The 18,172-nt window shown below is 44.6% G+C and carries 16 protein-coding genes; 8 read left to right on the plus strand and 8 right to left on the minus strand.

Going from position 1 to position 18,172, the window contains the following annotated elements; all coding sequences use genetic code 11:
- Window positions 1–15 precede the first annotated feature (15 nt).
- Both VK179_05425 and VK179_05430 read right to left on the minus strand, forming a co-directional pair.
- On the minus strand, window positions 16–396 hold the full coding sequence (locus VK179_05425; GenBank protein ID HLO58159.1) for a hypothetical protein: 381 nt from the start codon (window positions 394–396) through the stop codon (window positions 16–18).
- Between the two features lie 81 nt (window positions 397–477).
- Window positions 478–1,536: a septation protein IspZ gene (locus VK179_05430; GenBank protein HLO58160.1), complete on the minus strand. Its 1,059-nt coding sequence runs from the start codon at window positions 1,534–1,536 to the stop codon at window positions 478–480.
- Between the two features lie 84 nt (window positions 1,537–1,620).
- Between VK179_05430 and VK179_05435 the strand changes: the two genes are divergently transcribed.
- On the plus strand, window positions 1,621–2,937 hold the full coding sequence (locus VK179_05435) for a PQQ-binding-like beta-propeller repeat protein (GenBank protein ID HLO58161.1): 1,317 nt from the start codon (window positions 1,621–1,623) through the stop codon (window positions 2,935–2,937).
- Window positions 2,938–2,975: 38 nt separating this feature from the next.
- Here VK179_05435 and VK179_05440 read toward each other — a convergent pair whose 3' ends face one another.
- Complete coding sequence (locus tag VK179_05440) at window positions 2,976–3,950, minus strand: glycoside hydrolase family 43 protein (GenBank protein HLO58162.1); 975 nt, start codon at window positions 3,948–3,950, stop codon at window positions 2,976–2,978.
- 100 nt (window positions 3,951–4,050) lie between these two features.
- Here VK179_05440 and VK179_05445 point away from each other — a divergent pair, with 100 nt between their 5' ends.
- Window positions 4,051–4,830: an alpha/beta hydrolase gene (locus VK179_05445; protein ID HLO58163.1), complete on the plus strand. Its 780-nt coding sequence runs from the start codon at window positions 4,051–4,053 to the stop codon at window positions 4,828–4,830.
- Between the two features lie 45 nt (window positions 4,831–4,875).
- Window positions 4,876–5,349 (plus strand): nuclear transport factor 2 family protein, encoded by a 474-nt coding sequence (locus tag VK179_05450; GenBank protein HLO58164.1) that lies wholly within the window; start codon window positions 4,876–4,878, stop codon window positions 5,347–5,349.
- A 6-nt stretch (window positions 5,350–5,355) separates the two neighbouring features.
- Here the strand turns inward: VK179_05450 and VK179_05455 are convergent, their stop codons facing one another.
- The 4 genes from VK179_05455 to VK179_05470 form a co-directional block, all read right to left on the minus strand.
- Window positions 5,356–5,745, minus strand: a complete 390-nt coding sequence (locus VK179_05455; GenBank protein HLO58165.1) for a VOC family protein — start codon at window positions 5,743–5,745, stop codon at window positions 5,356–5,358.
- Window positions 5,746–5,813: 68 nt separating this feature from the next.
- Entirely contained in the window at window positions 5,814–5,987 is a 174-nt protein-coding gene (locus VK179_05460) for a hypothetical protein (GenBank protein ID HLO58166.1), read from the minus strand.
- A gap of 450 nt (window positions 5,988–6,437) precedes the next feature.
- Window positions 6,438–7,748, minus strand: coding sequence for a hypothetical protein (locus VK179_05465; protein ID HLO58167.1), 1,311 nt, complete (start codon window positions 7,746–7,748; stop codon window positions 6,438–6,440).
- Between the two features lie 29 nt (window positions 7,749–7,777).
- Window positions 7,778–10,204 (minus strand): bifunctional YncE family protein/alkaline phosphatase family protein, encoded by a 2,427-nt coding sequence (locus VK179_05470; protein ID HLO58168.1) that lies wholly within the window; start codon window positions 10,202–10,204, stop codon window positions 7,778–7,780.
- Between the two features lie 258 nt (window positions 10,205–10,462).
- On the opposite strand from VK179_05470, the gene VK179_05475 reads away from it, so the two are divergent.
- The 4 genes from VK179_05475 to VK179_05490 all read left to right on the plus strand — a co-directional run bounded on the left by VK179_05475 (window position 10,463) and on the right by VK179_05490 (window position 14,068).
- Window positions 10,463–10,996: a hypothetical protein gene (locus tag VK179_05475; GenBank protein ID HLO58169.1), complete on the plus strand. Its 534-nt coding sequence runs from the start codon at window positions 10,463–10,465 to the stop codon at window positions 10,994–10,996.
- A gap of 4 nt (window positions 10,997–11,000) precedes the next feature.
- Entirely contained in the window at window positions 11,001–11,972 is a 972-nt protein-coding gene (locus tag VK179_05480) for a DUF4407 domain-containing protein (GenBank protein HLO58170.1), read from the plus strand.
- A gap of 70 nt (window positions 11,973–12,042) precedes the next feature.
- The gene (locus VK179_05485) at window positions 12,043–12,438 is read left to right on the plus strand and encodes an ACT domain-containing protein (protein ID HLO58171.1); all 396 of its coding nucleotides are present in this window, start codon (window positions 12,043–12,045) and stop codon (window positions 12,436–12,438) included.
- A gap of 208 nt (window positions 12,439–12,646) precedes the next feature.
- Window positions 12,647–14,068 carry a serine hydrolase domain-containing protein gene (locus VK179_05490; protein HLO58172.1) on the plus strand — a complete coding sequence of 474 codons (1,422 nt, stop codon included), beginning with the start codon at window positions 12,647–12,649 and terminating at the stop codon, window positions 14,066–14,068.
- A gap of 57 nt (window positions 14,069–14,125) precedes the next feature.
- Here VK179_05490 and VK179_05495 read toward each other — a convergent pair whose 3' ends face one another.
- Window positions 14,126–14,839, minus strand: coding sequence for a fibrobacter succinogenes major paralogous domain-containing protein (locus VK179_05495; GenBank protein HLO58173.1), 714 nt, complete (start codon window positions 14,837–14,839; stop codon window positions 14,126–14,128).
- A gap of 494 nt (window positions 14,840–15,333) precedes the next feature.
- Between VK179_05495 and VK179_05500 the strand changes: the two genes are divergently transcribed.
- A complete protein-coding gene (locus VK179_05500) occupies window positions 15,334–18,135 on the plus strand; it encodes an aconitate hydratase (protein HLO58174.1) in 2,802 nt (933 codons plus the stop codon).
- The last annotated feature ends 37 nt before the right edge of the window (window positions 18,136–18,172 follow it).

Raw genomic sequence — 18,172 nt, forward strand, 5'->3', positions numbered from 1 at the left:
CAATTTAATACTGAATTATTCAATTAACCGGGCTAACCGCGACGCGGAGAATGCACTGATTGCCATGACAAGGTCACGGACCGCCACATCAAGATAATTTCCGCCTGTAATCAAAGAAAGGGCAATAAGCACAAGCCATGCGGAAACGATGAGCGTGCCAGTGACCGGTTTGATCAGCACCAGGATGCCGGCAATAATCTCAATAATTCCAACCAGGTACATAAATGTGTGTCCCGAAAACGGCAACATACCGGTTAATGCAGGGTTCAGATAATGATCCCATCGGGTAAGGATATTAGTGAATTTATCCAGTCCGGCCACAATGGGGACAATGGCAAACGTATACTTCAGAAGCGTATAAACGCCTCTCAGAGAGGGATTGATTGTTGTTTCCATAATTTACTGTTTAAAATTTGACAACTTGTTTCAATCCTCTGAGTAGATCAGAACGAAAAGGTTACAAACGCAGTGTATTTTTCAGAATTTTACCAGGAACCTTTTGAATTCTTCTTCAAAGTTAGGAGTGAATATTCCTTTGCCCAGCGATGCTTTTATATCCGGAACAGTCCAGAATCCGGCTCCTGCCAGCTCCTTTTTGTGTGGATTTATGGGACCGTTATGACGGGTGATAAAACAGAAAACGAATTCGCGCTCCACATCGGATTCCCAGATATAATTGGCAACCAGTTTCGGATCAAAATCGTGCAGGCCGATTTCTTCTTCACTCTCTCTTTTTAGCGCCAGCTCAATCGTTTCATCAAATGCCACATGACCTCCCACAGCCGTATCCCATTTGCCCGGCTGTATGGTTTTGGTAAGCGGCCTTTTCTGCAGCACTATTTCGCCTTTGTCATTGATTACATGAAGGTGCACCACCGGATGCAGGTATTTTTTATCGGAGTGACATACACTCCGGGGAGCTTTTCCGATAATTTCGCCTTTCTCATTCACGAGCGGCAGCCATTCTTCGTTTTGCTGCTGCTTTTTCATCCGCCAGATTTTAGCCATTTCGAATAAAAAATAAACGCCGAACAGGATATAAAACAATCCGCCGCTGATAAACGCCCAGGCTTCCTTGCTCATGAACCATACTGAATAAAATACAAGGATTGTATAGGCAGAAAATATCCAGAAAAGTGTCCGGAGATTTTGCCTGAATTTCAGGTATTGCTGATCATTCATTTCAACGCCTTTCATATAGCGTTTCGACATCATCAGCAGGTAATTATTCGGAGTGAATGCAGATATCCCCAGAACGGCACACATCAATACCCCGATCAGTGCGGGCTTCAGCTTAAAAAAGACATCATTGTCGAGAATGATTGAAATAACACCAAGGATGACAATCAGCAGTGTATCCAGCAAAATGAATTTATCAAATTTACCGTCTCTTACCCTGTAAATAATAAGTTCAATAATCCCGGAGGCTACGGCCACCAACAATCCTACTTTGGTTCCCCATATTTCATCTGCAACAATGAAGATAAAGAGTGGTATAAAGCCCGGAAGCAGCTGAAGCAAAAGTTTTCGGTTCATCGGGAAATTTTCAACGGCAATATTACTAAATTGAACGAGGGTAATTCGTACTTTACGGGTCAAATATAAAAAGTAAAATCCGTCATGTCAATTCGCAATAACTTCTTCATTGTGCTCTGCACCGTGCTTGCTTCATGTAATACAAGCACCAGGCAAACATCCATGTTTTTCAGAAACGATACCATTCATTCCGGTTATTTTGATTCCTGGGGACCTGACAGCCTGACTGTTACAGCGTGGACCTTTAAAACAGGGGGAAGAGTTTTTTCATCCCCGGTAATTGCCGATGGCCGGCTGTTCATAGGCAGCGATGACGGCAACCTGTATGCCCTTAACGTAAAAGACGGATCTTTATTCTGGAATTATAAGACAGAAGGCCGTGTGAGCTCCACTCCCGCCGCATTTGAAAATAAAGTAGCATTTATGAGTTTTGACGGAAACGTGTATTGTCTCGAACAGAAAACGGGAAAAGAAATATGGAAATTCAAGACGGCCGGTGAAAGAGTTTTTTCAGCGCCTGGTATTCATGGCATGCCTGAAAAGGACAGGAAGCTCGATGATCCCTGGGATATGTTCCTGTCATCACCTGTGGTTGCCAACGGCGTGTTATACATTGGCTGCGGCGAAGGAACTTTCTATGCACTCGATGCCAATACCGGTGAAAAGAAATGGGAATTCAAAACCGGTGACGTCATCCATTCCTCACCTGCCTATGCCAGCAAAACGGTTTATTTCGGAAGCTGGGACAGTTACCTGTATGCCCTGAATGCCGAAACCGGTTCGCTGAAGTGGAAATTCAAAACAGGCATTGATACGGTGTATTACAACCAGGTCGGATTTCAATCCTCACCTGTAGTTTATAAAGGCGTCGTCTATTCAGGCTGCCGTGATGCTCACATCTGGGCTGTTGAGGCGGAAACCGGCGATCTGAAATGGCAGTACTATAATAATGGATCGTGGGTTATTGCTACACCGGCCATACATAACGATACGCTTTATTTTGAAACATCGGATTCGCATAAATTCATAGCGCTTTCAGCAATAAGCGGCAAGGAATTGTATACGGGCGACTGTAAGACGTATGGATTTTCATCACCCTCGGTGGCAGGCAGCGTTGTATACCTGGGAACCCACGGAGGAAGCCTGTATGCGTTTGAAACAAGAACAGGGAAAACGTTGTGGCAGTTCCGGACTCCTGCAGCCATTGCAAACGCTGATTCGGTAATTGCTCCAAACGGGGAATTCAACTATCCGAAGATTTTTACCGAGAATACCTATGAAGCCAACATGAAATCGGTGGATAAAATATACTCTGTCGGATCCATCCTGTCTTCACCCACGGTTTACAACGGCATGGTTTTCTTTGGCAGCGCTGATAGTTGTGTGTATGCGATAAAATAATTTTAAAACCATCGCAGAGACGGCCAAATTGGCCGTCTCTACAATTTCCTTTTATTCACTCCTTCGTTCGTTATCTTCACCGGCAAAATAAACCCGTCTTTATCAAAATACATCCTGTCAATGCAGGTTTGCCGGTCGTTTGCACCGGTTTTATCAAGCGGCCGGCGATGGTAAACTATATACCATTCATCCTTTCCCGGAATCTGAATCACTGAATGATGTCCTGCGCCCTTGCCAATTTCAGGATCCTGCTCCAGTATGGTATTGAGTCGCTTGAAAGGCCCTGAAGGAGAATCCGCAATAGCGTATGCCACCCGGTAATCCGAACCGCCCCACGATCCTTCCGACCACATGAAGTAGTATTTTCCGTTCCTGGTAAACATAAAAGGCCCTTCCACATAACCTTCCGGTGTGATTTCCCTGAAAACGGTACTGTCATCAAACGGTACAAACCCTGTAAAATCACTGTTCAGCTTTACAATATTACAATGCCTCCAGCCCCCGTAAATCATGTAATATTGTGAATCCTTATCCTTAAAAACAAACTGGTCAATCGGCTGAGCGCCATTATGGAACTTGTCCAGCAAGGGTTTGCCGAGGTAATCTCTGTAAGGTCCTTCGGGCTTTTCAGCAATGCCTATGCCTATGCCGCCCATTGCACTGTCATTCTGTATATCATTGGCAGCAAAAAATAAAAAGTAGCTGCTGCCCTTTTTCACTATAGCCGGTGCCCACATGGCGTATTTTGCCCATTTCACAGCAGATGTATCAATGATGTGCTCATGTTTGGTCCAGGTAACCAGGTCAGTTGAAGAAAAGGCATCCATAAAAACCTGTTCTTCGTAAGGAGCTGAGAAAGTGGGATAGATCCAGTATTCATTATCAAAAACGGTTGCCTCCGGGTCGGCGTACCATCCCGGGAAAACCGGGTTGCCGGATTTCTTTGAACAGGCTGTAAGCAGAACAGCACAAAAAATGATACCGGTAAAAATTCTGAGGAAATGTGAGTTCATTATAGTACAAAGTTGATACTGCTAAAATTAATAACTTCTGTTATGGCTTGAACTGCCCGTAAAAATAAATGTTATTACCTGAAACATATAATCCGTTATTATGCAAAATGCAACAGGCAATTACGCTTCAGTGAACGGTCTCAATTTATATTATGAAATTCACGGGGAAGGATTTCCACTGGTATTGCTCCATGGAGGAGGATCAACTATTTACTCCACTTACGGGCGCATTCTGCCTGATCTTGCAAAAAAACACATGGTAATTGCCGTGGAATTGCAGGCGCATGGCCACACTCCCGATATTGACCGCCCCCTTACTTTTGAACAGGATGCAGATGATGTCGCTGAATTACTGAATGAACTGCGTGTGGTAAAAGCAGACTTCATGGGATTCAGCAATGGGGGAACAACCTGCATCGAGATTGCCATCCGGCATGCCGAGCGGGTTAATAAACTGGTACTGATTGCTGCCCTAGTTAACCGCAACGGAATGCCCGCGGATTTTTGGGAGGGTATGAAAAAGGCGACGATTGAAAACATGCCGGAGCCTTTAAAACAGGCATACCTAGAAATAAATCCCGATCCATCCGGACTGATGGCCATGTTTAACCGTGATCGCGACAGGATGCTTGAATTCCGGGATATTCCTCCGGAGAAGATTTCCGGAATTAACAGGTCGTCACTGGTAATAAACGGTGACCGCGATGTTGTAACCGTTCAGCACGCACTTGAATTATCTGCATTGTTAAAAGGCCGCCTGGCTATAATTCCGGGCGCACATGGCGAATACATCGGTGAAATCTGCTCGGGAAATAAAATCGATACAATTCCAATATTGGTTAATGAATTGATTGAAGAGTTTCTTTATGCAGCGAATTAATCAAACGAACGTCAATTTTCAATCACTAATTATTCAGAATTAAAAATGAAAAATTTTATACTGCTTGTTTTCATATGCCTTATTAACCTACAGGCGTTCTCACAAAACATCATACAAAAAAGCATACCGGAATACAAACCTGATGATCAGAAACTCTATGACACCATTGTATACCTGGATAGCATTTTTTTCAATGCCTATAATACTTGCGATATTGATCTGCAGGCGGATTTTTATGATGATAACATTGAATTCTACCATGACCGGGGCGGTCTAAGCACCTCAAAAAGTGATATTCTTGAGTCGATTAAAAATAATATCTGTGGCAAGGTTACCCGCACGAGAGTCAAGGCAAGCCTTGAAGTATATCCTATTGCCAATTTCGGGGCTGTTGAAATAGGATATCACTATTTCCATAATAAAGCGGAAGGAACAACGTCACAACCTTCCAAATTCATTACCATCTGGAAATTAAGCCAGGGCAAATGGAAATTATCGAGGGTTATAAGCCTGCATTGATCCTGTTTACCAATCCGGCTGCAATACGCTCATACGGTTGCCTTCGGTGTCAAAGAAAGAAGCATATTTTCCTACCCCGGGGATCGGAACAGGTTCTGAAATTACTTTACCACCTGCTTTTTTAATATTTTCAATTGCTTCCTGTATGTTACCGACCCCGATAACGAGTGAAGGATGCTGATCGCCGGCATCATCTGTGCGCGGATACAAACCGCCGTTAATAGCTCCGGGCTGCGTCGGACGGCCCCGCTCATCGGTTTCAGTGGTGCTGACTGTAACATAATTACCCATATCTTCACCCATAAACTGGGCTTTCCAGCCAAATACCCTGGAGTAGAAATCGGCCATACGCTGCCTGTCATTGGCGGGTAATTCAAAATGTACTACCGGATTCATGGTTAGTTTTATTATTGTTATAGTTGTTCAACAAAGCCGGAAAAATATTGTTTACCCCGCAGGAAAATTCAGCGGTTTCGGCGAACCATTACTGTAATTATCACTATAATTACAATAACAACAATAACGACAAAAACGCCGACACCCATACCTGCCTTAAAAATATTCCCGAGAAAATCACAGCTGCTGGCTGACAGCAAGAGGAGCAGCATAGAACTTAAAATCAGTATCCTGTTTTTCATTTGGTTGGTTTTCTTTCACTAACCAATGAAAAGGTTCAATTGTTTGAGGTTTCCAAAGCAAACCACGGAGTGGTTGAATTTGAATAACGCCGGCTGAAAGCCGGTGTAAGCGAATGTCTTATAAATATAGCTTATAACCACGAAGTGGTTGAATGTGAATCACAATGGTTGAATACCGTTGAATGCAAAGTTACTGTATGTTCAAATTCAACCGCTAACGCGGTTGTGAGAACTATGAACGCCTAAACACCGGCTTTCAGCCGGCGCTATTCATATTAATCCGCTAACGCGGATTGCAGCTATGGGTTCTGCCTTAGTCGGACCTAATCAATCAGGCTTTGCCTGTATCATCCTGAGCGGAGTTGAACCTGACTCCCTGGACTTCTGAAACACTGAACTTCTGAACCTTTGAACCTCTAAACTTCTAAACCTCAAACTACAAACCCCAAACTATTTACTGAACTCAATCACATACTCCGAAAGATACTCGCTGCGCTCTGGCTTAATATTCTTAACAAAAAGCCTTGCCCGCTGGCCCAGCTTTAGACAGGTGCGCTTTGAGGCAATGTCCTCTGCCGTATTCATCGGCTGAAGCGACGGGTACCAGAGGAAATAACCCGGCTTATCCAGCAACAACTGAGGTTTAGTCCATTGCTGTGAGTTGTTACCTTCACCCAACTCCCTGTTTTTATTAAAGGAGATGAAAATTTTGCTGCCAGCCCATGAAGGACCTGTTACATGCCCCATGAGCATAACCCAGCATCCAAGGTATTCATTCCAGCTTACTGAAGGTCCCCAGTGAAAACCTCCGGTTGGTGACGAAGCAGGACCACCGCCTTCGCCCATCGGTATCTGCAGCGAATCTACCGGCTTGCCCACACCATTATGAGGTGCGTTAAAACCCGTTCCATCCCATCTTTTCGCTTTTCCTTCAGGATTTTCAAGGTCATTAAGACTGATCCGGGCAACGCTAATGCACTGACCGCTCCATTCTTTCTGCGGATCGTAATCCGCTTCACTGTATTCCCCCGGGTAACCATATTCTCCATAGAACAGGTAAAGATACCCGCCCGAAGACACGGCTGAGGGATCACCCACTCCTCCTGCAAAGGTGTTGGATGTATTGTAAGGTTTCAGGATCATGCGGGGCTGCAGGTCCTCAATAAACAGTCCCTTGTTTTCCCAGCTCCTGCCCCCGTCGGTTGATTTCATTATTCCAATGCGGCAAACAGCAGCCGCCGATGTCGGACCTTTCAGTCCCTGGGGCCATTTCTCATCAATGTATCCTTGTCCGGTTGCTTTATCATACGGCAGCGTGGAGGGGTAATTTTCGTTATGATATACTGCGTAAAGTGTTCTTCCCGATTGATCCGAAGTATCCTGGTAAATGGTTTCAAACCACGCCGCACCATGCAAACCTGATTTTCCGATGGGTGCATTTAACGGCATCCGGGGCTCTCTGAAATCTTCCGGCTTGCTTAAAAAGGCCTCATCGGCATTTTTTCCGCTTGCATATTTCAGATCACGGGCATTTCCCCATAGCGGATCTTCTCCGTATTTCCCCGGGAAAATCCTGAAGGTATCGCCAATCCATGCCTCTGCCATATTGCAATCGACAAATGAATTGAAGAAAAACGTATCGGAAGGCATCAGTTTGAAACCCGGGTTAAATGCAGTCGTATCTGCGGTACCTTTATTTCCCGTTGGTTTACACGATGAAACCAATATGGCTGTAAGCAAGAAAAAAATCTTGATTCGCATGACGGTGGTTTTATATCTGGTTATATTCTTTAATCCTCATCTTCTATTTCCCCTGCGGTAAAAAATGCCGAATGCACAGGGGCAGGGCATTCCGCTTCAAGACCCTTCACAGCTTTCCAGATCACTGTATTGAAATCAGCATCGGGTACCCTGTCTTCTTTTGCAAAATTAAATGAATCCGACATTTTAGACCATTCGCTGATTTTCATGTTTTTATCATTCAAATCTACTGAAATAGGCCTGGCGTCAAAAGATCTGTGTGCTGCCGTTGAATTAAAACAACGCCACATGGGAGTGGCTGAAGCATCGTACTGGCTCATAGGAGGAATTCCCAGGATGAGTTCAATGGTTCTGAGCATGGACGAGGTGGAATACAGGGTATGATCCACATATCCATCCTTAACAAATCCACCTGCCACATAAGCGGTAGTACGGTGCGCATCCACATGATCAGGACCGTTCTGGGCATCGTCTTCCACAATGAATATGGCGCATTCGTTCCAAATTTTACTGTGACTCAGGTAATCGACAAACATTCCGACAGCCAGGTCGTTGTCGGCTGCATGGGCAAACGGGGTTGGCCGGCCGAAGCTGAGGCCTTCGGTATGATCATTGATAAACCGGAGGGAATTGAATTTCGGAACGGCATTAAAAGCGAGCAGTGAGTCGAAGTCGCGTTTCCACTGCCCGAACCTTACCGTATCTCTTACCCTCTGGTCCCAGCTTGTGAAAAAAGTACAGAAATGTCCTTCAAGCACCGGTATATTGGCCTTATAGTCATCCGCAAATTCTCCGTAGGTGCGATAGCTCACTCCGTATCTTTTGCAGATATCCCAGATAAAATGCTTGTTATTGGCGATTTCACGGGTGCCTTCCGAATCATACGTTCCACCCCTGTCGCTGTAATTGGTCGGCCAGTTTTTTTCGAGATAATCAGTTGCATAGGCTCCAAGGCTCCAGTTATGGCCGTCGGCACTTACTTCACCGTTCACGTAAAAATTATCAAGCAGCACAAATTCACGGGCAATGGCGTGCTGGTTGGGAGTTATATTTTCACCGAAAAGTACGAGTGAAGGATCCCCATTACCCTGCGGAATATCGCCCAGAACCTGGTCATAGGTACGGTTTTCCTTGATGATATAAAACACGTATTTGATGGGTGAAGCATCGCCGACCCGCATGGGAATAGGATTTCCCTCCTCACCTTCTGAAAGGTAATCGCTAGTCTGGTTGTAGGGTGAATTATGATATACTGCCTGTGAATACGCTGACAGCTGTGCCTCATCCGGCTCGGGTAAAATGCTCAATGTTCCCCGGAACAGTCCTCCGATATACTGTTCTTTGACTTTTTTACCTGCTTTCTGGTATGCCACATCCTCATTTTTTCCCGCAGGGTTGGGACCGAACGGGTTGGGTTTTGAAGTGAGTCCTTTACCATTGGCTACCAGAATGGTTTTACCAATTACCCTTACGCATGTTGGGTACCAGCCGGTTGGAATAAACCCTTTGCTCCGGCTTTTTCCCGGTTCGCTTATTTCAAAAACAGCAAGGCAATTGTTATCGGCATTGGCAGCATATAATGTTTTTCCGTCTTCGCTCAGAGCCAGCCCGTTTGTCGTAGATCCTTCAGGTGCATTCGGAAACAGGGCACAATTGAGGGTTTCAATTACCCTGCGCTCCTTTGTGCTGATCACTGAAACCGTATTGTCATTGGCATTGGCCACGAACAGCAGGTCGCCCTTTTCTGACAGGCAGAGTTCGTTCGGATTGTCGCCCACCGCTACAACTCCGCTGAACTGCATTTTATCCGTGTTAAACATCATCACTTTATTACAACCCCAGCATGAAATATAGAGCATCCGGCGGTCAGGTGAAAGCAGGCATGTATACCCTTCGCCGCCCAGCGGGAAAACGCCTTTAATTTGCCGGGTTGCCATATCAAAAACATAAAGTGAATTATTCTCTTTAGTTACAGTGTAAAGGATTTTACGTGAGTCATCCACTGCAATTCCTGCAATGGAAATTTTCACCGGCCATGGTTTGCCAAAAACGAAGGTATCGGCAGGCACCAGTTTATTGCGGACAATTAAGAACCGGATAATAAAGTTATCATTCCCGCCCGAAGCGTACAAGCTTTTACTGTCAGAAGAGAATACAAGCCCAAGCCATGATTTGTCCATCACCACAGTATCGAGAATTTTCGATGTCGGAACATCTATAAGCTCAACCATCTGGTCACTCTGGCCGTTGTTGGTCACCGCAACGAGTTTCTTCGATGGAGATACAGCTATATTGAGAGGAAGATCTCCTAGAGGAAGCAAATTCCCTACAGGAGTGAGTTTCCAGCCATTTGGAAGTTCAACACGTTTGCTTTCAATCTGGGGAAGTGTTTGGGAAGAAAGTTGAGACCAGCTACAAGCAAGTAACGCCAGGCATAAACTAATAATTCGTGACATGGGTAAGAATAATTGATTTATTATATAAAGATCAGAAAAATCGCAATTAATTAAACAAAACAACCGGTTTAATGCTTAAGACTCTGAAAGGAAGTATTTTTTCAAATTGATAACCAGTGCAATATTTTTTAAAATAATTATGTTTCCGATACGTTTTAATCCTAAATTGCAAGTCTATCCTCCCTGAATCAGCTTCCCTTCATGCATCTTTTTGATGCCCCGAACGTCTTTTATATCAACCAGAATTATTAATACAACATGGGACTTTTTAGTTTTTTAAAAAAGAAAAACCAGGCACCGGCAGATACGGCCAATCCTGCGGATGTACCTGTCAATGGTGATCACAACTCATTGTTGCCCGAACCGGGCTTTCATAACAACGGGGCAAGCATTGATACCGTTTATTCATTCCTTCAATTCGACTATGAGTCGAGGGGATATAACGATGCCCTTACGAATCCGGACGACAGCTATCGCAATGACAATGTAAACCTGCTGAAACAGGATCTTTTTATCCTGTTTGACAAATCGCTTACTTATTATGAGGGACTTCAGAAAGAAGTGGATTTCCATATAACAAGCCGTGAAAGGGCCGGTTTGATCGACCTTGTTGAAGAACTGAAAATCCGTCGTGAAATGGTGAATGATCACCTTTCAAAAGTGAGAACCATGCGTGAAGAAGCTTTGCAGGGCAACGGCCCTGTACAACGCATTACCCTGTCGTACCAGCGGGGATTTATGAGGGGACTTTCAGCCATAACACATACCCATATCCTCCAAAAAAAGTTATAGCTATATGAAGAATCTTTGGCTCAGGACCGGTTGTTATCTTACCGGCCATAATTATGAAATCATAAGCAATTCAAGCGAGGCCAGTTCCAAGACTGTCAAGAAATTTCTTTCTGCTATTCTCATCGTGGGAATCCTCTGGGCCTTTATAGGATACAGTTTCGCCAAACGTTACCTGCACGGGGATATCCTCGTATCTTCGATTGTGGCGCTTATTATGGTAATCATTGTGATCCAGATCGAGAGGCAAATTATCATGTCGGTGGGCCGGAATAAAATGGTTATCCTTTTCCGCGTACTAATAGGAATAGTAATGGCTGTTATCGGCTCGGTCATCATTGATCAAATCATATTCAAAGATGATGTGGAGAAGAATAAAATCAGCAAATTACAGGAAGAGGTGAACGCCATTCTCCCTGTAAAAACCAATGAGCTGGATTACCAGATTAAACAGATCGATTCAGTAATTCTGGTTAAAGAGGCCGAACGGGCTGCCGTGATTGAGGAACTCGCAAAAAAACCGTTTATTAAAAGCGCATCCACAGAAACAAGGCACCTCAGCACGAATTTTACCGACAGAAAAGGGGTCACCCGTGATACAATTGTAAAACGTACGGATTATACGTTAACCGATGTGCCGAACCCGAAAGCTGATCTGCTTCCCGGAATCAATGATCAGATTGATCAACTGAGAAAACAAAAGGTAGAGAAAGAAAACAGCAAGATCAATATCCGGCAGGAAATTGAGGCCGATCTTAAATCGAAAACCGGTTTTCTGGATGAACTCCAGGTGTTGTTTAACCTGCTGCTTTCATCTCCTATCGCACTTTTTGTCTGGATCATGTTTTTTCTTTTCTTTATGTCGCTTGAAATCCTTGTGCTTGTCAACAAATTCGGTGAAGGGCATAATGATTACGACAAGATCATTTCGCACCAGATGGAAACACGGATCAGCATGCTGGATAAAATAGGGAAATAACAGGAAATCAGCTCCGCATCATGATTGAATTCTGAAATTATATTAATTTCGGTTGTTAAAATGATTCAGTATGTCGGGGGAAGCGAATTTTTCACGGCTCATCAAATCCATGAAGCCTGTATTGAACGAGGGCGAATATGTATTTTGTTCTTTCAGTGACGCAAGCCAGGTTGATCTGAAAGAAGTGATTTGTATTTTCAGGGAAAAAGAAGGTTTTTCGGTCATTTTCCCTAAAACCCTTGCCGACGAAAAAAAATACCCCTATACATTCGTTTCCTCCTGGATCACACTCACCATACATTCTTCGCTTGAAGCAGTAGGCCTTACGGCAGCTGTTTCAAGGGCCCTGGCAGAAAACAACCTGAGCTGTAATGTCGTCGCCGGCTACCACCACGATCACGTATTTGTGGCACGGCGGGATACGGAAAGAGCGATGAGGATTTTGATGGATGTAGGGAGGAAGTAAAGAAAGGCTGGTGAGTAGTTCGGCTAAGGCTCTGCCTTAGTCGAACATATCTTGCCAGGCTCCGCCTGGCTTTTAAACATTATGCAGGCAGCAGCCTGCATGGATAGATTCGACTAAGGCAGAGCCTTAGCCGAACGCATCCAGTTCTAGTTTTTTCCATTTTTTTTATGGAATTTCGTGTGGTGGTGAATCCATTAATAAACTCTACATGAAAAAAATACTTGTTGCAGCTTTTTGCCTGGCTGCATTGATCATTCCTTCCCATGCCGTGAATCTGACACCTGAAAAACAAGCAGAGGTAAGGAAAGCTATTGACAAGCTGGCTGAATCGTATAATATTCCTGATTTTGCCATTGTGATCGTAAACAGGGATTCCGCTTTAATGACCTATGAAAAAAACCCTGAAAACGCAGGTAAAAATTACCTTATCGGCTCCTGCTCCAAATCGTTTACGGCACTGGCCATCATGAAGCTTGTTAATGAAAAGATTATTGACCTCGATGCACCCGTAAAACAGTACCTTCCATGGTTCACTATGAAGAATCCTGAATATGCCAAAAAGGTAACAGTGCGTAACCTGTTGAACCAGAAAAGCGGCTTCAGACGTGAAAACGGGTTTTTCGACAGAAGAACGGCAACAGTTTCCGAATTTGAACTGAAACTGACGAATTATATAAGACGGATCGATGTGAAATCGGAGCCGGGTAAGACTTTTGAATATTCAAATCTCAATTATGTATTGCTTGGCCTCATTGTAAGACATGTGACCGGCCATCCCTATGCTGATTACATAAGCCAGTATGTTATGCCGGAAGCGGGAATGACGGATACATGGCTGACCGAAAAGGAAAACAACCAGCATAATTTAATTCAACCCTACCAGTATAGTATTTTCATGATGCCTTCCAAATCAAGGTTCTACTTTTATTCCGATTATATTCTGCCTGCAGGTTATATCAGCAGTACAATCAATGATATCGGTAGTTACCTGCGGTATATGCTCAACCGTACGGTTTCCGACAAGGGGGATACCGTCCTTTCCGCTCAGAATTATGATCTCCTCACAGGCGCAGGGCAATCAGGTTATGCAATGGGATGGTTCCGGTATAAGGATGACTCAATAGACATAGTGAACCATTCGGGTCTTGATGAAAATTATGCTTCATCTTTTCTTTTCATGCCTGAAACCGGTATAGGCATAGGCATTCTGAGCAATATCAATACAATGGAATTCTGTGCCAGGGCTGATCAGCAAATCCGGTCAATTCTGCTGAAAGGAAAACCTGCTGTCACTCCCTCGTTTTCAATGGAAAAATTCATGAGGTGGACAGCCTGTATTCTGCCCATACTGATCCTGATCCTGCTTATTTACAATATGGGGAGATGGATTAAAAATGATTTCCAGGCAGAGTTTGTTCCCGGCTGGAAGCCTAACGTCCGGCTGATTATTGGTGTGGGGCTTAGTTTATTCCTTCTGTTTACTGTTTTGGGTGCTTTCCAGATGCCATTGGGCAAAGCCATTCGTTTTGCACCTGATATCGGCTGGGGATTGATCCTGATAGCCGCTTTAGGGGTGTTCAGCTCCTTGGTGAGGTATTTCAGCAATATTCCTAAATATCGTGAAGAGTAACAAAAAAAACGACCTGTCAGCGTCGCAGACCTGACAGCGTCGTTTTTATTATACTTCTTAATCCATCACACACCGGCAGGATTTGCCTATTGTAATGGGACTATCATAACGATATATCTTTTCAAAACTCTTATTGAGTTCATGAGTCCATGCATTCAGTCCCATGCCCATAGTGGTTGTCCAGAATGAGGCATAATCTCCCATTCCGCCCGCGCCGCTGTTCATTGTATATGCGCCTGCCGGAAGTGCAGTGAATCCACTTTCATTTGTAGCTCCGGTATTGGGCTCTTTCCAATGAGCGGTGCCGGCTTCCTTCATTTTCCCGCCTTCATTGGTGCCAATCTGGCCACTCTGCGGCTGGTCGTAAACTAATCCGAGTTCCTTTTCCATCTGAATAAACTCAGCATCCGAAGGGGCATGCCATCCTTCAGGACACACACCGCGACTGTCGGTTAAAACAGCCTGGGTATATAATCTTCCGTATAATTCTACATTCGCTTCATCTCCACCGGCAGGCCATTGATAAACAGGATAATTGCCATCAGGAAAATGGTCCAGGGTAGGAATCTCATCACCATTCCTGAAATGCTTTGTTTTCAGGTTTTCAGCAAACCAGGTTTGTGACCCGATAGTGACTGTTTTGTAAGTGTTACCTTCGGTGTCGGTTATTTTATTGCCGTCACCTTCATCATCGCTGTCTGAAGGTTCACAACTAACACTGATTAATGGCAATGCCATCAGCACTGCAAAGCGCAAGAATTTGAACATCATGTGAATTGAAAATTAATACTTTAGCTACTCTTGAGATTTTCGCTATCCTCTCTGTACTCTGTTAGGTTTTCCAGTCAGCCCCCGGGTTTGTTTGAAGGGTTTATTTACGATACGGAGATTTTTTTCAGAGGGTTACTTATTCAGACTGAATAAATTTATTTTCCCCGACTAACAGTAACAGCCTAACAACTCAAGTTGCTATCATAGACGTTTCGGCTCCGGTAGGATCGACATTATGGTGAATGTAATATTAATAACGATAATGTCGCTCCTGCCGGAGCTCAAGGTATATAAGGATTGTATTTAGCTACCATAAATGTCGGCCCTAACGGGCCTGTAGCTTAAACCTCCGGCTTAAGCCTCATGTAAACCAATAAGTAATAAGTAGCAACGTGAGTTAGTAGCCCAGTAGCCAGCCTAATAGCCTAATAGCCTAATAGCCTAATAAACAAACCCCTTCTTCCATTTGTTAATCCGGTAAAATCCTTGGAATTATGGCCGGAATAGATGATCATTTCAAAATACTTACCACCCAGCAGGGTAATTTTAAATACGTTGACCTTATCAAACTGAATAGCGAAGGCTATGGCGTTGATACCTTCCCTTTTTCCATCCGGATATTGCTCGAAAATATTATCCGGAATTACAACGGTAACACTTTCAACGATCAGCATTTAAAGAATATTCTCGGTTGGACACCGCAGCCGAAACAGGTTGAGATACCGTATCTGCCGGCCAGGGTGCTGATGCAGGACTTTACCGGAGTACCGTCAATTGTGGATATTGCTTCCATACGGTCAGAAGTCGCCCGCAAAGGCAAAAACCCGCAGCTCATCAACCCGCAGGTACCTGTTGATCTGATCATCGACCATTCTGTTCAGGTTGATTTTTTCGGCACCATGTATTCCTATGAAAGAAATGTCGAACTTGAATATGCCCGGAACCATGAACGGTATTCGCTCCTCAAATGGGCCAAATCGTCATTCCAGAATTTCAATGTGCTTCCCCCCGGAATGGGTATCTGTCACCAGGTGAACCTTGAATACCTGGCCAAAGTGGTGGTCATTAACGAACATATGATATACCCCGACACCCTGGTGGGCACAGACTCTCATACTCCGATGGTAAACGGAATCGGTGTAGTGGGCTGGGGCGTCGGCGGCATAGAAGCTGAAGCAGTCATGCTCGGCCAGCCTGTATATTTTATGATGCCGGAAGTGATTGGGTTAAAACTCACGGGGAGGCTTCATGAAGGAACCACATCCACTGACCTTGTGCTTACGGTTGCCGAATTACTCAGAAAAAAAGGAGTTGTAGGTAAGTTCGTCGAAGTCTTCGGTGACGGGTTGAATCTTCTTACCGTACCTGACAGGGCTACTATCTCCAACATGTCGCCTGAATTCGGGTGCACCATTACCTATTTTCCGCCAGATCATAAAACTATGGAGTATCTTAAAGTCACAGGTCGCGATCCGAAACACATTGAAATGACCGAAACCTACCTGAAATCAAATCTCCTGTGGCGTGAAAACGAAGATAAGATCAATTATACCGAAGTGCTTGAACTGGACATGGGCACTGTGGTTCCTTCGCTGGCGGGACCAAAGAGACCGCAGGACAAAATACCCCTGAACCATGTGAAGGACAGGTTTATTGAAATCCTGGACACTAATTATAAACGCGGTTATGTGATATATGACGACCGCGGTGAATCAAGGTGGACCGATGAAGGAGGGCATCCGGAGGGATACCACCCTGTGCGGGATGAAGACCCGAAACAGCTTGAACAAACCGGTATCGAAGTACTTGAAAGGACGCAGGTCAAGCAGCACGGGATGAGAAGTGTGAAGATAAAAGTTCCGGATTCCGAGTACCTTCTGAGCGACGGATCGCTTGTAATTGCAGCCATAACAAGCTGTACCAACACATCCAATCCGAGTGTCATGCTGGGAGCTGGTCTCCTGGCAAGGAAAGCCGTTGAAAAGGGACTTGACACAAAGCCCTGGGTTAAAACCAGCCTGGCTCCCGGGTCAAAAGTAGTTACTGAATATCTCCAGAAAAGTCATTTGCTTCCGTTCCTTGAAGCTCTTGGCTTTCATGTGGTGGGCTATGGTTGCACTACATGTATTGGAAATACCGGTCCTCTACCCGTTCATATCAGTAGGGCAATTACGGATCATGACCTGATTGTCGGTGCAATCCTTTCGGGAAACCGTAATTACGAAGCCCGTATCCATCCGCTGATCAAAATGAATTTCCTGGCTTCCCCCATGCTGGTTGTCGCTTATGCCATTGCCGGAAGGATCGATATCAACTTTAAGGAAGAGCCCGTCGCCCTTGATAAAAACCTGGAACCGGTTTACCTGGGCGATATATGGCCTTCATCAGATGAAATCCAGGAATTAATGGGCAAAGTAGTAACTGCCGGGGATTACCTTTCAAACTATTCGCACATTTTCCAGGGCGATGAAAAATGGCAGGCCCTTGAAGCCCCTTCAAGCCAGGTATACCAGTGGGATGAAAATTCGACCTACATAAAAGAAGCACCGTTTTTTCATATCAGTGACAGTCCCGAAAAAATTAAAAATATTAAAGGAGCCCGGATTTTCCTTAAGCTGGGCGACTCAGTAACCACCGATCACATTTCACCTGCAGGTTCAATAGGAGAAAATTCAGCGGCCGGTCAATACCTGAAATTAAAAGGGATCGACCGTGTTGATTTCAATTCTTATGGATCAAGGCGCGGTAATCATGAGGTGATGGTAAGAGGAACATTCGCCAATGTGAGGTTAAAGAATGAACTGGTTAATAAGGAAGGATCTTTTACTGTCTTTTATCCCACCGGCGAAACCATGTCGGTATATGAAGCCTCTGAAAAGTACAAAGAAAAAGGAATTCCTCTTGTCATCATTGCCGGTAAGGAATATGGCAGCGGATCTTCGCGCGACTGGGCTGCCAAGGGCGTTTCCCTGCTGGGGGTAAAAGCGATTATTGCTGAAAGTTTTGAAAGAATACACCGGAGCAACCTGGTGGGCATGGGAGTACTTCCTTTGCAGTTCCAGCCCGGAGAGAGCATTACATCCCTTGAACTAAAGGGTGATGAAACGCTTGATATTGAAGACCTGGATGAAATAACTCCCGGAAAGGTGATGAATGTGACTGTTACCAAATCAACCGGAACGGTGAGCGTTATTCATGTCATTGCCCGACTGGATTCTTCGGTTGAAGTGATGTATTATCGCAACGGCGGAATACTCCAGTATGTGCTGAGAAACTTCCTGGACCGTACGACCTGACAGAGTGCCATTTTTTTCGTAGCTTAGCTGTTACGAC

This window comes from Bacteroidales bacterium (genome assembly GCA_035299085.1).
Classification (GTDB): Bacteria; Bacteroidota; Bacteroidia; order Bacteroidales; family UBA10428; genus UBA5072.

Excerpts from the sequence above, each read along its gene's own strand:
- VK179_05425 (HLO58159.1), bottom strand. The coding sequence starts at position 396 with ATGGAAACAACAATCAATCCCTCTCTGAGAGGCGTTTATACGCTTCTG.
- VK179_05430 (HLO58160.1), bottom strand. The coding sequence starts at position 1,536 with ATGAACCGAAAACTTTTGCTTCAGCTGCTTCCGGGCTTTATACCACTC.
- VK179_05435 (HLO58161.1), top strand. The coding sequence starts at position 1,621 with ATGTCAATTCGCAATAACTTCTTCATTGTGCTCTGCACCGTGCTTGCT.
- VK179_05440 (HLO58162.1), bottom strand. The coding sequence starts at position 3,950 with ATGAACTCACATTTCCTCAGAATTTTTACCGGTATCATTTTTTGTGCT.
- VK179_05445 (HLO58163.1), top strand. The coding sequence starts at position 4,051 with ATGCAAAATGCAACAGGCAATTACGCTTCAGTGAACGGTCTCAATTTA.
- VK179_05450 (HLO58164.1), top strand. The coding sequence starts at position 4,876 with ATGAAAAATTTTATACTGCTTGTTTTCATATGCCTTATTAACCTACAG.
- VK179_05455 (HLO58165.1), bottom strand. The coding sequence starts at position 5,745 with ATGAATCCGGTAGTACATTTTGAATTACCCGCCAATGACAGGCAGCGT.
- VK179_05460 (HLO58166.1), bottom strand. The coding sequence starts at position 5,987 with ATGAAAAACAGGATACTGATTTTAAGTTCTATGCTGCTCCTCTTGCTG.
- VK179_05465 (HLO58167.1), bottom strand. The coding sequence starts at position 7,748 with ATGCGAATCAAGATTTTTTTCTTGCTTACAGCCATATTGGTTTCATCG.
- VK179_05470 (HLO58168.1), bottom strand. The coding sequence starts at position 10,204 with ATGTCACGAATTATTAGTTTATGCCTGGCGTTACTTGCTTGTAGCTGG.
- VK179_05475 (HLO58169.1), top strand. The coding sequence starts at position 10,463 with ATGGGACTTTTTAGTTTTTTAAAAAAGAAAAACCAGGCACCGGCAGAT.
- VK179_05480 (HLO58170.1), top strand. The coding sequence starts at position 11,001 with ATGAAGAATCTTTGGCTCAGGACCGGTTGTTATCTTACCGGCCATAAT.
- VK179_05485 (HLO58171.1), top strand. The coding sequence starts at position 12,043 with ATGTCGGGGGAAGCGAATTTTTCACGGCTCATCAAATCCATGAAGCCT.
- VK179_05490 (HLO58172.1), top strand. The coding sequence starts at position 12,647 with ATGAAAAAAATACTTGTTGCAGCTTTTTGCCTGGCTGCATTGATCATT.
- VK179_05495 (HLO58173.1), bottom strand. The coding sequence starts at position 14,839 with ATGATGTTCAAATTCTTGCGCTTTGCAGTGCTGATGGCATTGCCATTA.
- VK179_05500 (HLO58174.1), top strand. The coding sequence starts at position 15,334 with ATGGCCGGAATAGATGATCATTTCAAAATACTTACCACCCAGCAGGGT.